The 16,266-nt window shown below is 44.5% G+C and carries 12 protein-coding genes, 1 pseudogene and 1 riboswitch; of the genes and pseudogenes, 6 read left to right on the forward strand and 7 right to left on the reverse strand.

What is annotated here, in order from left to right:
* The first annotated feature begins 31 nt into the window (after positions 1-31).
* Positions 32-179, forward strand: a riboswitch (FMN riboswitch).
* A 104-nt stretch (positions 180-283) separates the two neighbouring features.
* Entirely contained in the window at positions 284-1,240 is a 957-nt protein-coding gene (locus tag ACI882_RS02590; protein ID WP_411744313.1) for a DMT family transporter, read from the forward strand.
* A 201-nt stretch (positions 1,241-1,441) separates the two neighbouring features.
* Here ACI882_RS02590 and ACI882_RS02595 read toward each other — a convergent pair whose 3' ends face one another.
* Entirely contained in the window at positions 1,442-3,484 is a 2,043-nt protein-coding gene (locus ACI882_RS02595; protein WP_411744314.1) for a M3 family metallopeptidase, read from the reverse strand.
* A 115-nt stretch (positions 3,485-3,599) separates the two neighbouring features.
* Between ACI882_RS02595 and ACI882_RS02600 the strand changes: the two genes are divergently transcribed.
* From ACI882_RS02600 to ACI882_RS02610, 3 genes are all read left to right on the forward strand, one after another.
* A complete protein-coding gene (locus ACI882_RS02600; RefSeq protein WP_411744315.1) occupies positions 3,600-5,099 on the forward strand; it encodes a hypothetical protein in 1,500 nt (499 codons plus the stop codon).
* An 84-nt stretch (positions 5,100-5,183) separates the two neighbouring features.
* Positions 5,184-5,906 (forward strand): ribonuclease PH, encoded by a 723-nt coding sequence (gene rph, locus ACI882_RS02605; RefSeq protein WP_411744316.1) that lies wholly within the window; start codon positions 5,184-5,186, stop codon positions 5,904-5,906.
* 45 nt (positions 5,907-5,951) lie between these two features.
* Positions 5,952-6,815, forward strand: coding sequence for a YicC/YloC family endoribonuclease (locus ACI882_RS02610; protein WP_411746625.1), 864 nt, complete (start codon positions 5,952-5,954; stop codon positions 6,813-6,815).
* A 169-nt stretch (positions 6,816-6,984) separates the two neighbouring features.
* On the opposite strand, the gene ACI882_RS02615 is transcribed toward ACI882_RS02610, so the two are convergent.
* Positions 6,985-8,328 carry a type II toxin-antitoxin system HipA family toxin gene (locus tag ACI882_RS02615; protein WP_411746626.1) on the reverse strand — a complete coding sequence of 448 codons (1,344 nt, stop codon included), beginning with the start codon at positions 8,326-8,328 and terminating at the stop codon, positions 6,985-6,987.
* Positions 8,318-8,608: a helix-turn-helix domain-containing protein gene (locus ACI882_RS02620; RefSeq protein ID WP_411746627.1), complete on the reverse strand. Its 291-nt coding sequence runs from the start codon at positions 8,606-8,608 to the stop codon at positions 8,318-8,320. The genes ACI882_RS02615 and ACI882_RS02620 overlap by 11 nt, the downstream gene beginning before the upstream one ends.
* 396 nt (positions 8,609-9,004) lie before the next feature.
* Between ACI882_RS02620 and ACI882_RS02625 the strand changes: the two are divergent.
* Positions 9,005-9,175, forward strand: a pseudogene (locus ACI882_RS02625) (hypothetical protein).
* Positions 9,176-9,334: 159 nt separating this feature from the next.
* Here the strand turns inward: ACI882_RS02625 and ACI882_RS02630 are convergent.
* Positions 9,335-10,585 carry a type II toxin-antitoxin system HipA family toxin gene (locus tag ACI882_RS02630; RefSeq protein WP_411742854.1) on the reverse strand — a complete coding sequence of 417 codons (1,251 nt, stop codon included), beginning with the start codon at positions 10,583-10,585 and terminating at the stop codon, positions 9,335-9,337.
* Positions 10,582-10,887 carry a helix-turn-helix domain-containing protein gene (locus ACI882_RS02635; protein ID WP_411742853.1) on the reverse strand — a complete coding sequence of 102 codons (306 nt, stop codon included), beginning with the start codon at positions 10,885-10,887 and terminating at the stop codon, positions 10,582-10,584. The genes ACI882_RS02630 and ACI882_RS02635 overlap by 4 nt, the downstream gene beginning before the upstream one ends.
* Before the next feature lie 284 nt (positions 10,888-11,171).
* On the opposite strand from ACI882_RS02635, the gene ACI882_RS02640 reads away from it, so the two are divergent.
* The gene (locus tag ACI882_RS02640) at positions 11,172-11,891 is read left to right on the forward strand and encodes a cation transporter (RefSeq protein WP_411742852.1); all 720 of its coding nucleotides are present in this window, start codon (positions 11,172-11,174) and stop codon (positions 11,889-11,891) included.
* Between the two features lie 29 nt (positions 11,892-11,920).
* Here the strand turns inward: ACI882_RS02640 and ACI882_RS02645 are convergent, their stop codons facing one another.
* The gene (locus ACI882_RS02645) at positions 11,921-15,067 is read right to left on the reverse strand and encodes a DUF3427 domain-containing protein (RefSeq protein WP_411742851.1); all 3,147 of its coding nucleotides are present in this window, start codon (positions 15,065-15,067) and stop codon (positions 11,921-11,923) included.
* A gap of 46 nt (positions 15,068-15,113) precedes the next feature.
* On the reverse strand, positions 15,114-16,133 hold the full coding sequence (locus ACI882_RS02650; protein ID WP_411742850.1) for a YecA family protein: 1,020 nt from the start codon (positions 16,131-16,133) through the stop codon (positions 15,114-15,116).
* Positions 16,134-16,266 lie beyond the last annotated feature (133 nt).

Genomic DNA, 16,266 nt, shown 5'->3' on the forward strand with positions numbered 1-16,266 from the left:
AAATCCGTATTGTGTGTTTCGCACTCTAAGTGCACAACTTCAGGGCGGGGCGAAATTCCCCACCGGTGGTAAATGGTTGAGGCCAAAGCCCACGAGCGCTTACTTCTCCAAGTAAGGTCAAGCAGATCTGGTGTAACTCCAGAGCCGACGGTTAGAGTCCGGATAAAGAGAAGTTGCTAAGGTTCAGGCTTTGCCTGCGTGCTGTTTTTTAGTGCGTGGCAAGTGTGTGCTTTTTGCTTTTCTATGCCCTGTTTACGTTAACACTCCATAAAGGAAATACAACGTGACAGGTATTCTGTTAATCATGCTAGCCGCTACATTGTGGGCTGCCGATACGTTAATTCGTTATCCTCTACTTGAAACAAACTCGACACTGCAAATTGTATTCTACGAGCATTTATTGCTGGTTATTGTACTGGCCGGTATTTTGTTATTGAATCGTCGTACTAAGTTTCCGTTTAAAAAAGAAGCCGTTATTCCCTTTTTGTTTATCGGTGTGCTTGGTTCAGCATTAGGTACTCTGGCGTTTACCAAAGCCTTCACCATGATGAACCCAACGTTAGTCATTTTGCTGCAAAAACTGCAGCCGGTGGTGGCCATCAGTATGGCGGCTTTCATTCTGGGTGAACCGCTACGTAAGCGCTTTGCACTTTGGGCGTTGGTCAGTTTAAGCGGTTCAATACTTATGATTGCCCCCGATATCAAGGCATTATTACAAACCAGTCAATGGTTCTATGACCCAGCCTTGAAAAATATAGCACTGGCGACAGGCTCAGCATTGGTTGCTGTTTTTGTTTGGGGCAGTAGTACGGTATTTGGTCGTAAACTCACTTTACTGGGCTATAAAAGTCATCAAATCATGAGTGGTCGTTTTTCCCTAGGGTTTATAACATTGCTGTTTTTAATGGTGATTTATCAAGAGAACTTCTTGCTCAGTGCAGGCTCTTTGCCAAAGCTATCTTTAATGGTCGCTATGTCGGGTTTATTGGGTATGTGGCTTTACTATCAGGGCTTAAAACGCATTCCGGCACGCTATGGCACCATTGGTGAATTGTTTTTCCCAGTGGCGGCAGTAATGATCAACTGGTTGCTGTTAGATATTCCACTGACTTGGCAGCAAGCCGTGGGTGGAGCGGTGTTAATTTTAGGTTCGATCATGGTGACTCGAGAACCTCGAATAGAACTGAAACAACCAACTGATGAACCAGCTATTGACTCTGAATCGGTTGCTTTAAAGTAATTTCGTTGAATTTAATATCAGCAAGAAACAAGAAATGCTCTCGGCCTGATTTGAAAAGTATTAGAATTTATACTACATTAATGAACAAATACTTCGAGATAGATATTCCTATCTGATTTATTTACCAAATGATTGTCGTAAGCAATCAACTAAAAAGCCCGCTTTTAAGCGGGCTTTTCTCGTTTAAAACCTTACAAGGTTCTATGCGGCAATGCCATTGTGGCGTAATAAAGCATCAACCTTAGGTGCTCGGCCACGGAACTCTTCGAACAGCTCGCCAGCAGGTTTTGATCCGCCATTGGCCAGTACAATATTACGGAATGCCAAACCCGTTTGCTCGTTGAAAATACCGTCTTCTTCAAACTTACTAAAGGCATCGGCACTTAATACTTCAGCCCACTTGTAGCTATAATAGCCCGCTGCATAACCACCCCCGAAAATATGACCAAAACCATTTTGGAATTTATTCTCAGTAATCGCAGGGACCACGGATACCTTTTCACGTACATTATTTAAAACATCTTGAATGTCTTGCGCAGAGAAACCATTGCTGCGCATGTGCAGTTGCATATCAAATAAGCTAAATTCTAACTGACGAACGTTCGCCATTGCACTTTGAAAATTTTTCGCGGCTAAGAGTTTATCGAGCAATTCTTTTGGCAGTGGCTCTCCGGTTGTAACGTGACCTGAAATAAACGCTAAGGCTTCTTCTTCCCAGCACCAGTTTTCCATAAACTGACTAGGTAGCTCTACCGCATCCCATGCGACACCATTGATACCACTGACGGCTTTAACATCTATACGGGTGAGCATGTGGTGTAGGCCATGACCAAACTCATGGAATAGGGTAGTGAGTTCATCGTGAGTGAGCAACGAAGGCTTACCATCTACTGGTGGCGTGAAGTTGCAGGTTAAATAAGCGACAGGTAGTTGCAGTTCCTCACCAGTTTGCATGCGTACACGGCAATCGTCCATCCAGGCACCGCCACGTTTACCTTCACGCGCGTATAAATCTAAATAGAAACGTGCAATCAGCTGGCCATTTTCATAAACGTTGTGGAGCTTTACGTCAGGGTGATAGGTTTCATAATCTTCTGCTGGCTCAAAGGTGACATTAAACAACCGAGTCGCCGTTTCGAACAAGCCAACTAACGCCTTTTGCGCGGGGAAGTAAGGGCGAAGCTCTTCTTGCGAGACAGAGTAGCGCTGTTGCTTTAATTTTTCAGAGGCGTAACCGACATCCCAAGGTTGTAAGTCGTTTATGCCTAAGGTCTCTTTTGCGAATTCAGCGAGTTCGGCAAATTCTTTTTGTGCTTGCGGGTAAGCTTTCTCGGCTAACTCATTTAAAAACACAATAACGCTTTCTGGCGAGTCGGCCATTTTGGTTGCCAAAGAAACTTCAGCATAGTTGCGGTAACCTAATAGCTCGGCAACTTGTTGCTTCTTCTCTAAAATTTGCGTCATGACCGGGCCGTTATCGAACTTGCCAGCATCGGGACCTTGATCTGAAGCTTTGCTGACGTTGGCGCGGTACAACTCTTCGCGCAGCGCGCGGTTATCGGCGTAAGTAAGTACTGGCAATACCGATGGCATTTCGAGAGTAATTAACCAGCCGTCTTTATCTTTTTGCTTAGCGTATTGCGCCAGCGTTGCTTTGGCGGTTTCTGGTAGACCGATTAAATCATCTTCGTTGGTGATGTGCTTAGACCAAGATTGGGTCGCATCTAGTAACTGCTCAGAAAACTTCTGGCTTAGCGCTGCAAGTTCGCCTTTTAAGGTCGCAAACTGCTCTTGCTGCTCTTTAGGTAAGTCGATACCGCTTAAACGGAAATCCAATAACGCTTGATTGATGCTTTCTTGTTGCGCTTGGCTTAACTGCGCGAAGGCATCGCTGTCATTTATGCTCTGATAGGCTTTAAACAAACCCTCATGCTGGCCTATCCAAGTCGAGAACTCAGTGACCTGCGCAAGTGCTTTACCGTAGGCCTCTCGCAACTCTGGCGTATCTGCAACATTGTTAAGGTGGCTAAACACCGCCCATGCGTTATCCAGTAAGCGACTTTGCTGGTCAATTGGGTCAATGGTGTTGGCCCAAGTGGCATGATCGGCATTTTTCGTCAGTTGCTCAATTTGAGCTTTGGCGTCTTTGATTAGGCTGTTTATAGCTGGCTCAATTTGCTCCGGCTTAAACTGTTCAAACGGCGGCAATTCGTGATTTTCGAGTAACGGGTTGGTGGTTGTCATAATCAATTCCTTGGAAACATAAAATAACTATAAGGGCAAAAGCGAGGACTGCAAGCAAGCTGTCATAAAAGCGACACATAATGCCGTGAAATAAGAGCTTTAGTGAGCATGATTTATGAATGTAAAAGTAAGGCTACTTCAATACAAATGGCGCCTTGCGTTGTTGGTTTTGGTAGCCATTGTTATAAGCAGTGTTTGGCATTGGGTGAAGCAACAGCAGGTCGCGCACACCATTATTGTATGGGACGAACAAGGTTATCAAATATCAGAACAGTTTTTAGGTGTCGCGGTTGATGCCGCTATGTTGACTGACGGCGAATGGTGGGAAGGCTCAGACTCGCCACCTCGTCCAATCGACTTCACCCATACAGACTTAGTACGCTGGACAACCCTATTGCAGCCAGCTTGGGTTAGGTTAGGTGGTACAGAGGCCGATAAATTATGGTTAGTTGAAGACGACGGTGCCAATGAGCCCATACCGCAATTGACTCGAGCCCACTTTACCGGTTTTTTAAATTTTGTGTCCACGGTAAAAGCGCTGCCCTTTATTACCATCAGTACGGGTCCACGCGTTCGGTTAGAGGACCAATGGCAGCCACTACAATTGGAGCGTTTATTAACCTGGTTACCAGAAAACTTTTCTGGTTTATTAGAGTTTGGTAACGAACCTGGCGCTCATTGGTTAATGTTTGGGTATCGCTTCCAAATAAGTTTTGAACAGTTAGCTGAGGAATACAAGCAGGCGCGAGCCTATCTACAGGCACAGAGTGAGCTGCAATTGGCGGCACCTGGTAATGCATTCTGGCCGGAAATTGGCGAGCCACTAAAGCAGGTGGTCGGTTCTTCGAAAGACTTTTTAAAAGCAGGAGCTAACCCAGATGTATTTACTTGGCATTATTATCCAACGCAATCGTCGCGATGCACTGTTCGCATTGAAGGAGCCAATTGGGAAGGGTTACTAGACCACGAAACCTTTGATGAATTTGCTAAGCACAGTAAAAAGGTGAAGCAATGGTTAGCGCAGTATTCGCCTCATTCACGGCAATGGTTAGGTGAAACGGGTCCGGCGCAGTGCGGTGGCAAAGCTAAATTGACCGATCGCTTTGGAGCGTCTCTTTGGTGGTTAGCGCACCTTGCGACTGCTGTAAAAAACGGGAATGAAACGGTCATTCGTCAATCTTTAATCGGTGGCGACTACGCTCTGTTAAGTTACAATAATGGATACAGTCCGACCCCAGATTATTGGGCAAGCTTACTTTGGCAGCGCAATATGGGGCCAAAGGGGTTGATGACCTTAGACAACAACAAAAATATTCGAGTTGCTGCACACTGTCATAAAGACAAACCCAGTACGCTAGCAATGGTTATCGTTAATCTGTCGAAACAGACACATTCTATTAGTCTTCCTCAGTTAGTCGAAGGGCAATATATCGATGTCACGTCGTTCGAATTAGAAAGCCATTTTGTTTTAGTAGAGCAACGATTAGCCGAATCATTAGATTGGACCAATAACCTCTCACAACTGCCGTGGCAATCTGTTGAACAATGGCGAGAGCTAACGCCTTATAGCTATCGGTGGGTGCTTATTGATAATGTCACTGAATGCAGTGAGTAACGATGCGGATACACTGAACTCAGTGGTGATTAGTACCCAGTCCCGATATAATCGCCCGCTTCAATCAATAAGAGAGAGATAGGTATGCGTCCAAGTGGCCGGCAGAATGATCAATTGCGTGAAGTTACCATCCAACGAGGCTTTACCAAGCATGCTGAGGGTTCAGTATTAGTTAGCTTCGGCGATACCAAAGTTATTTGTACGGCATCGGTAGAGTCTGGTGTGCCGCGGTTCATGAAAGGCCAAGGCAAAGGCTGGGTAACAGCAGAATACGGCATGTTACCGCGCTCAACGGGCACTCGTAACAACCGCGAAGCCGCACGTGGCAAACAAACTGGCCGCACCGTTGAAATTGGTCGTTTAATTGGCCGTTCATTGCGTGCCGCGATAGACATGGAAAAGCTAGGCGAAAACACCATTGTTGTTGATTGCGACGTTATTCAAGCCGATGGCGGTACTCGTACGGCTTCTATCACCGGTGCGTTTGTCGCGTTAACCGATGCAGTCAATGGCTTATTAGCCAGTGGCGCGATCAAAAAGAACCCCATTAAATATTCTTTAGCGGCTATTTCTGTCGGTATTTGGCAAGACACCCCAGTACTAGATTTAGATTACGCAGAAGACAGCACCGCCGAGACAGACCTTAACGTGATCATGACCGGTGATGGTGGTTTTGTAGAAATTCAAGGCACCGCAGAAGGCGAACCGTTCCGTCCTGAGCAATTAACCGCTATGTTAGCCTTAGCTGAGAAAGGCGTGAAAGAGCTTTGTGTGATGCAAGAACAAGCCTTAACACAAGCCAGTTAAAGCCAGATTAAAGTAGATACAACGGTAAACAAATAAGGGTTTCAAATGACATACAGCATGACGGCGTTCGCGCGCAAAGAGCAAAGTTTTGATTTCGGCACACTTTCAATAGAAATTAAGTCGGTTAATCAACGTTATTTGGAACCCACGTTTCGGTTGCCTGAAACCCTTCGCCCGGTAGAAATGAAACTGCGCGAACGGCTTAAGCAAAAAGTAAAACGCGGCAAACTAGAAGTAAACATTCGCTTCTACGCACACTCAGGCGCAGACAGCCTTGGCGTAGATGAAGCCCGCCTCACCGCGGTCAGCAATGCCCTAGAAAAAGTTCGCACCCAAATACCCAACGCCGCGCCAGTAAACCCGCTAGAGTTATTGCAATACCCAGGCGTATTGATTGATGAATCACTCGACATAGAAGCCGTCAACGCCGCCTTATTAGCGCAGTTTGACGAAGCCCTAACCGACTTCTTAGCCGGCCGTACACGCGAAGGCGCCGTACTGGCAGACGCCATAAATAAACGCCTAACCGACATTACCGCCATTGTCGCCGCGATACGTGAAGAAGCCCCAGAGTGGATAAAAACCTTCCGCGACAACCTACGTGAAAAAGCCTTAAATCTAGGCGTAGAAGTAAACCCAGAACGACTAGAACAAGAAGTCGTTATGCTGGCACAAAAAGCCGACGTAGCTGAAGAGTTAGACCGCCTAGATGGCCACGTAAAAGAATGCCAAGGCATACTGAAACAAAAAGGCGCCGTAGGCCGTAAGCTAGATTTCTTAATGCAAGAATTTAACCGCGAAGCGAATACGCTAGGTTCAAAATCTACTAAAGAAAGCATTACGCGCAATGCGGTTCAGTTGAAAGTTTTGATCGAGCAGATGCGGGAGCAGGTTCAGAATATAGAGTAGCTTCCTAGGTAGAAAGTTACCCGTCCAAATCGGTTTGCAGATGTCCGTTACCATCTGCTTTGGAAACAGTACATTGTATAAATCGCGCATAGCCATACCACAAACCAAAGGGACTATATTTATTTAGCTTATTGGTTAAGTGAGCAACTTCTCTATTGGCGTGCTTGCCCTACATAAGTAGCGCTGCGTTCTCTTGTTTTCGCTGAGCGAGCGTCGCTGCAATTGCTTGCACAGTTGTTTTACTAACCGCTTGTTGTATTGCCAGAGATGCAAAGTTATCAATCGCCGCAACAACCTCTTGAATGCATTGTTGGGCTTCTTTCCAATTAGCAAAACCTGCACTTGCTGCCAACTTTTGCATTACCTTGAGTGGGGGCGCTTTTCCATGCCCTGCAAAGGCTGTTGCATGCTCATTAAAGGGATGAGGGCTAAATGTAATGTCGTAAAAGGGGGCTAGTTGCCAGTTACCATCATCGCTTTGTAAAAAGCCCCAGTTTTTACTGTGGTCATCTTGGTTTGCAGCAAATAAATTAAAAATAGCACGGCGAAACTGAAGTTGCCCTGCAGCAGGAGACTTACACAACTGACGACTGGCTTTAATAAGGTCGCTATAGTCTAAGCTAGGGGTACGAAAATCTGCATCTAACAAGCCACAGGCACTTTGCATATGCAAACGACCCGCATGATGTTCGCTATCGGCTTTATCGGCCTGCAACCTTTGCTCTTTGGGTAAATAATCAAAACGTTTAAGTGCTAGCCAAGCCTTTGCACCACTACTTGGTGGTGCATCAATTAACTGCCAAACCGGTGGCTGGCACTTTGCTTGCTCAGCCATTTGTAGATACACGGCTTCACATAAGCCTTCTTCATGACCTAGTGCGAAGTTCTTCGACGTAAACTTAACTAACCATGCTTCATCCCCGTGCTTTGCGTACGTTCGGCATTGCTGAGCATCACCAGCAGGCATATAAACTTGTGCTTTAGGCCTTGCCCCGCCAGAGCTACCTACAGCGACTAAAGTTGCTAAAACCTGCTGGGTTTTACCATCTAACTCTTCAGATAGAGATTGATCAAACAAGTTTTGTGCTTCTAGCCCAAGTGTAGCTATATCAATATTTTGATGTTGTTCAGGTGAAAACGCTGATACGGGCGTAAATGACAATCCCCCCATCCCTTGGCTGCCTACAATGGCTAAACGATCCATCGCTGTTACTTGAGCAGGCAAAACACCTTGTTGGCGAAATATTCGGTCTTGGAGTAATAGCCCCCAGCCATCAGGCAAACTATCACCAAAAACGCCATGAATCCCCTGATGAGGCTCTTTAGGTGCTTGTTGAAGCTGTCCATTAGCTTTTAAAGTAAACGGGGACAAGTTTCCAAATTTACTAATGTATTCATCATAGTACTGAAAGAATACTCCCTGGCGGTTTTGAGCTAATACGCCTACCAGCACAGTCTCACCCGTTGCAAGCGTTCGTTGCACATTGAGTTTTTGAATTGATTTAAAACTCATCTTTAAGGACCTCTTCTATACTGGTAGGTAAAACAGTGCGGTCTTCGCTTAGCTGGGTTAGCCGGTAAAGCCTATCGAGTGAGTCAAGTGACTGCCATAAGAGTAGTAACTGACGAAATGAAATTTGCCCAGAGAGTTCAAATTTTTTAATGGTAGGCGCAGGTACACAACTACGCTGAGCAAGCGCCTGTCGTGATAGCTTAGCCTGCTCACGTAAGCCACGAAGATGAGCTGCAAAAGCTTGGCTAACGTCGGTGTCATCTAAAAGTGAAAATTTCATACTCAACCCTGATGGATACAGTAATATCCATTATAGTGTAATAAATAGACATTTAGATACAGGAGTGTCCATTTATTATGAGGTAAGAGCACATATAGAGAAAAGAGTATAAAGCTGGTTTATTTTTCAATTAGTAGATTACTTAGTGTGTTAGTTTTAGTTAACGCTCTACACATTAAGAAGCAACCAGCTGGTGGTTAAATCGGTGTTTACGTGGGAGCAATTGAGGCTTTGCCCCTACAGCCCCAAAGGCCAAGAGGTGGCGTGCTACTTAAAACTCCATTTTTGGTGAGTTTCTAGGATTGAGCCTTGATATGTCGATCGTATCGACACAGAAAAAAGTTATGTCGATTTATACTGGAAATTTAAACATGACTTGGCAAGCAGAGCAGCCTTATAACCAATTACCCATATTGCCGCATCAGTAATCTAGTTGAACGTGATATAGCAAAACGCCAAACTGCTTGAACCTATTTAAAGCAATTAACGGATATTGGTGTGCTGCAAGAAATCGATTCAGGAAAGGAAGAATTATTTGTACACCTACGGTTGATGTGCCAAATGTAATGCCGCCAAATAAAGACTATTTAGCTATTCATCGAAAGTTGGGTTCCTTTAGCTGAGTTGTATTTTTAAAACACTCTATACCTTATTTGCAAATTAGAATCAGACTAAGTCATCTACATTATTTTTATCTGAGATTAAAATCGGGGGATGACAGTATCATTAAATATTAAACGCCGACTCCTTTATAGCTTGCTCTGCTCTGCTGATCCCTAACCGCTTGGCAACGGCTTGCCACTGTTTAACGGCACCAAGTACTTCATCGTAAATTTGAATGGCTTGGTTTTGAGAAAGCCGAAAGAAATCCTTTACTTCAAAGGCTAACTGGTAGTCTAAGGTATTGTCTTTATCCGTAATATTTAGGTGTAGGCCATGTTTACCAACGATGGGGTTTAAGTCATAAGCCGGTGATAACTTCCAGCCATCTTTGGTCAGTAAAAAACCATGGTTACGCAGGTGATCGTCCGTATTAGAAACTGCAATATTAAACACAATACGGCGCCATAACTGTGCTAAATCAGCTCCTGTTTGTGCGCCCTGTGTGGAAAGAAACTCCGCAATCTCTAAGTAGCTGGCACCTTGAGATTGTTCACCATCATAGTATTGCAGCTGAGTCATGGCCGATGAAAAATGCAGCCGCAACTCTCCTTGACGATCAAAGCGTTTTGTTAAAAAGGTATGGTGATGTGATGAAAACTGCCTGATCTCACTTGGAAACATGTCCACACCCGCCGCCAAAGCCAACTCATAACAGACCATCTCCCATGCACCTACATCGTAGGTGTCGTTTAAATTGGGAAACTTGGCAATCCACAAGTGGCCTTGCACATCTGTCACACAAGCTTTAGGCCTTGCACCGCCTAATGAGGAGCCAGGCGCAATCAGCATTTTTAACCAGCGATAATACTCGTCACTATCGATGTTATTGTCTTTTTCAATCTGTATGGCGGCGTACTCTAGTTCACGTAGTGAGGCCATTGGCGGCGCAGTAAACTCAGTATTGTCATCCAAGAAAGCATCTGAGCCTGCTCGCTTAAATCGAATCCCTCCCATTCGGTAAGAATCATTTACGCCCAGCAAGTAATCCAATTCGTTTAATCGACTCGTTTCCCGAATACCCTTACGCGCTTCAATTGCCGCGCGACGTTGCATCAAAATACGCCCCCAACGATCGGGGGATGAATCAAGAAAGGCTCGGAAGTTCTTATCAACTTCGTCATTGTAGAGTTCACCTGAGTGAAGCGTCAGCATAGGGTCTATTTGCAAGCGATAGGCTGAGGTAAGAAATGCTTTATCGTAGGCAAAACTAAACACGCCACCTCGGCTTGAGTCACTGTAAGTAAGGTGTCCCACTAGCAGTGGCGCTTCAATTGGGTGCCAGTCGGCATAGACTTCGATGATTTCACGGCTCATCTCGAACCTTCCAGCAATTTAATGTTTTGCAGCTTGATGCCTACTGCGTCGTGAGCAGCCATTTCTGCAAAGTTACTCTCCATTCCCAATACGGCCATGATCTTCAAGTAAGTACCGATAGCAACACCAGGGTCACCCGCGAAGACCTTGTTCACTGTTTTAGGATCAAAACCAGTTCGCTCACACAATAGCTTTTTAGTAAAACCGCGACGCTTCATTGCTAACAACAAATCCTCACCAAATTGCGTAAGGATTTTTCGCTGTTTAGGAAACAACACACTGTGTAAATCACGCTTAGCCATATATCAACCAAAGGGACTATGTTCCCATAATTCAAACATTAATGGGAATATAGTCCAGCCACCGAAGCTAAGCAACTGATATAAGAAAGAATGTAGGACTATATTGCCGTTTTCGCAGTTTAAATAGGATTAATATCCTATTCAAAGATAATTTAAATATAAAGGGCGAGACTTCTGCTGCTGCTGCAAAATCCATTATGTTACTTTTTTACTGAGTACTCTTGACCTTAAAGCAACACTAACCCTTAAAATAACCTCAACTTATATAGTTTGGAGTAATTTAAATGGATAGCTGCTGTGAAAACAAAGCCGGCGAGCTGGCGCTGTTAAGGGGTCGCCAGAGTAAGGTGCTTTATAGTGTGCTTGCTATCAATTTGGTTGGCTTTCTGGTTGAGTTTACAGCGGGTTGGTTGGCGAGCTCTACAGCGTTACTGGGGGATTCACTTGATATGTTTGGTGATGCCTCGGTTTATGTGCTGACCTTATTTGTACTCGATAAAGGCCGTCGTGCACGTGCGGGTGCAGGCTTATTTAAGGGTGCTTTTATGTTGCTATTTGGGCTCGTGGTAGTGGTCGATGCCCTTCGTAAGCTAGTACTTCAGGAAGTGCCCGACGCCAACTGGATGGGGGCGATTGGCTTGTTTGCATTAGTCGCCAATGGCATTTGCTTTGCCTTGCTGTATCGCCATCGATCAGACGATTTTAATATGCGCTCTACCTGGCTATGCTCTAGAAATGATTTATTCGCCAACAGCAGCGTGATTGTAGCGGCAGGCCTCGTTGCACTTACGAACACCCTGTGGCCCGATATTATAGTCGGCTTGGCCATTGCTGGGCTGTTTCTGCACTCCGCTTGGCAGGTAATTCGTGAGGGTCTGCATGAATGGCGCGCAGGAAGTGCGGACAGTAGTGGATTAGGCGCTGACCAGAGTAGTCATGCGTCCCCAAGCTGCTGTGCCACGGTTTCAAAAAGCTGTGCCAGTGAATCAAAGGATTCGGCTTGATGATGTAGCCTAAACCAAACTAGTACTGGTTATGACCCCATGGCCAACTTAGCTGCTTGTTGCCACATAAAATGCGGCATTGGCTCTTTTAACTTCCAAGTAATGCTCATAGGCTGTGAACCGGCATGTGATACATATTCAACTTCACCGTAATTGACAAAACCCATTGTTCGACCAAATTCATCTTTGGTTTGCTCACGCACAAATAAAAATAAACGCTTGCCAATCTTCTGATGTTGAATGTAATCCAATCCACGACCTTTATCGGGTCTCGCGCTATTTTGAGACTGCCAATGAAACAAATGTTCGTTGATTGCGTAATCGTGATACATAGTCGTTGGCGAAAATTGCTTTTCGTTTTTATCTAACGTCACAAACATCAATTCAATGTTTTGCGCTTTAATTATAAATAACCCTTCTCGTGAAGGAGGTTGCTGTTCAAATGATGTTGCGCCAAACGCTACTAGTATTTGCTCTCGTGCATAACGTGCATGCAATCTTAACGATACGTTTGGCAAAGCTTCCATTATAGGTTGTTCATGTTTGGTTTGCGCAAGCTGCCAATTAAGCACATCTAACAATTCCGCATGTATGCCTAGCGAATTTAATTTAGCCAGACTCTCTGGAAGCGAACCGAAACCACTTTCTGGCCCAGTTTTTTGCCAAAAATCGTAATGACACATCAAGGTATGGCGATGGGTAGCATCTTCAATTTTAAAATTGTTTTGACACAGTTGCTTTAAGAACGATAGGTAGGTGTGGTCATCACAAGTCAAAATTCGATTGTGGATCGCCTTTTTGAGCATCTTTAGAGTAGATTCATTTGGTGTTGTTTCGTTGACTTGGTCCTGAGCTTGTTGAACGAGACTCATCCAACACCCTCGCTTATAAAACTCATTTAAGTCGATATAAGGGTGTTGTGTTAAGAAGTTTGCCAATGTTAACGGCAGTGTAGAATGTTGCGGGTATTGTCTGATCATTGCAACTAAACGCTTTAACGTCAACGATGCTTGACTAATATTGCTGAGTACCATTTCCTTCGTTCGCTTCGTTAGCTCAATACGACAACCAAGAGGTGCATGGGGGAACCCCTGTTTGATCTCATCGCTGATGGCTCGGCTACTTTTGCCTACTAAGGCTCTAAACTTATTCGCAAAATCATACTCTGGACGTGAGTTTCCGACAAAATCTAATACGGTACAGCATTCTTTGCCCTGCGCTAAACGCAAACCTCGTCCAAGTTGTTGCAAGAAAATAGTCAAACTTTCTGTTGGCCTTAAAAACAGCAAAGTATCTACTTCCGGAATGTCGATGCCTTCGTTAAAAATATCGACAACACAGAGTACATTAATGTTTCCTGAGCGAATAGCTTGCTGCTTTTGTTGTCGCTCGTGACTGTTATCACTGGTCAGTACATCGGCTTTAACCCCTTTAAGCAATAACTGCTGTGTCATATACAGAGCATGTTCTTTACTCACGCAGAGGGCTAACGCTTTCATTTTGTCTATGTCAGTGATGATCTCCTGCATACTGAGTAATATTTTATTAAAGCGTACTTGGTTGTGGGTATATAGATTGGTTAATTGCGTAATATCATAGCGACCCCGTGCCCATGGAACGGTACGAAGATCAGTATCATCATCTATGCCAAAGTACTGGAAAGGAGAAAGGTGGCGCCGGTTAATTGCTTCGGGTAAACGAATCTCAGCCGCAATTACATCACCAAAATCTGCTAAAATATCGCCCCCATCATGGCGCTCCGGTGTTGCCGTTAAGCCTAGCAATATGGATGGTGAAAAATGCTCAAGCACTGCACGATAACTCGCAGCCGCGATGTGGTGTACTTCGTCAATCACGATATAATCATAGTAGCTAGCCGTAAGATTAAGTTGGCTAAGTTGATTGTTTAAAGTTTGGATGGAGACAAACAGCTGTCCATAGTGTTCTGGGTTGTGCCCACCGACCCAGAGCTCACCAAACGCACCGTTACGTAATACACCACGATAAGCTGACCTGGCCTGCTTTAATATCTCTTCGCGATGCGCGACAAATAGGAAGTTTGCATCCGGTTTCGTTTTCAGGAAGCGCGCAAAATCAAAGGCTGAAATCAAGGTTTTCCCTGTGCCTGTAGCCGCTACAACTAAATTACGGAAGCGGTTATGAACAGAGCGTTCAACAGCAAGTTGTTCTAAGATATCGCTTTGATGAGGAAAAGGCGTTATATCAAAGAAATGTGTCGAGCTGCTTTCATTATCGCCCCTCTGCTGATTCAGGGCTTTTTTAAGTTTTTCCCTACACTTTGCATCGCCACTAAATAGTTCAAAATCTTGAGATGCCCAGTAGGTTTCAAATGTACTCAATGACTTCTTAATAATATGCGGAATTTCTTGCGAGGTGATTTTTAAATTCCATTCTAAGCCGCTGGTTAGCGCTGAATACGAAAGATTGGAAGAGCCTATATAGCCGGTGTGATAGCCAGTTTCTCGCAGAAAAAGATAGCTCTTAGCATGTAAGCGCTCGCGCTGGGTGTTATAGCTCAGTTTGATTTCCGAATTAGGCAAGCTTGCTAAATACTCAACTGCTTTAGCATCTGTTGCGCCCATGTAAGACGTGGTAATGATTTTCAACTCGCGACCGCTCGAAGTAAACTCCTCAAGCTCCTTGCGGAAAATACGTATCCCTGCCCACTTAATAAACGACACTAACCAGTAAATTCTATCCGCTGATAAGATCTCTCGTTTGAGTTCTGATTCAAGCGAAAGCCCAGCATTGCTACCACAAAACAGTTCGCTTTGGGTTAAGCCTGTTAGTGGAAATATTTCATTAATATAGTTTTTTAAATTGGCAGAGACAGGATTTTCTAATTCGTATAATGCGGTCAGAATTTTACCTTGACTGGAGAGCAAATTGTCTTCGATAAAACCGTTGTCTTGGATTTGCTCTTTTAACCAAAGTAACAATTGGTTAGATAAAGCAATCTGCTGCTGTAGACGATCATCACTGGTGGGTACAGATTCGATAGCATACTCAAGAATGTGTGATAAAAAGCGTGATAACCATAAAGATGCTTCGTTGCTATTGAGCTCTCGTTCACCAACATAAAATCGCTCTCGATCAATTCGACTGGCGATGAGCTGTGTGATTAACTGCTCATAAATTCCCACTTGTTGCATCATGTTGTCCTTATCATACGAATTATCGCCAGGCTGCCATACCTAGTCACTAAACATCAAACCTAAAAACCTGTGCCAACAAAGGCTGGATAGCCACATGTCTCGGTATATATTCATCACCATTTCTTCGTTTAGGATCAAGCGTTACCAAGCCCCAGAACTCCAGGAATCGTTTAACAAATCGCAACTCAATTAACCGGTCTAAGTTCTGGTGGGTGAGTGGGTTTTGATCCGCTGGGTTATTCACCAAGTCAGGAAAGGCGATGATCATTTCTTCAATTAATTTTTCAACGCTGGCATGGGTGTTTAACCGCCAAAGCATAAATAGCCAAAACGGCCTTAAAGCTGCATCAAACTCATGGGCATCGAAATAGCCCCAATTATACTGGCGGGTGGCGGCTTCCAGCATGGGGATAAAAAAGGCTTGAATGCCTTGTGTTTGATATTGTTTTTGCGCTGTCTTTTTTACGTGGTAGCGACCGCTACGGAGATAGATGATTCCCGCTAGGTCTGCCAATAAACGGGTATAATGTAGTGCATCAAATTTGTCTTCGTTGCTGCCAGAGTATGCACTGATACTGATGAATCGCTGATATTTAGAAATCGCGAATTCAGGTAGAATATCGCTGGCTTGTTTTACGATTTTTGCAGGCAAGTTACCTTTGCTGGTGGCTTTAAATGAGCCATCGTTCTGCATGGCCTCCTCTAAAATAAGCTCTAAATAACGCATGATGGGGCACATTGATAAATCGGCTGGTGTGCTTATGCTGACCTGTTCAAGTTCATCGTATGGCGCATATAACCAGTTGCTCATTTGCGAAGCCGTGAGTCCACAAAAGTCTGCTACGGCGTTGTTGTTTACTGAATTCATCTTGTGTTCTATTAAGGTATTTAGGTCTTCTAACGATAAATCGGGCGTCATTGCGGCCGCTTGTTCAATATCATCGAATACAGACGTCAGCTGCGCCGATGCACTGTCTTTGTTCATGCAGCAGCGTTTGTACTTGTTTCCGCTGCCGCAAGGGCAGGGCTCATTTCGGCCTAATTTCAAAAGAACCTCCTCATTCATTCGCTCTATTATGGCTTCGGCCCAGGATAAATGTTTAGTATGGAGCTGCCCCAATGGGTAAAGCTTGGGCTCGTAGTAAAAACTAACCCAAAATTGACACGAATCATATACAAACACACATTAAACGATAATA

It is taken from the genome of Reinekea sp. (assembly GCF_046710285.1).
Taxonomy (GTDB): domain Bacteria; phylum Pseudomonadota; class Gammaproteobacteria; order Pseudomonadales; family Natronospirillaceae; genus Reinekea.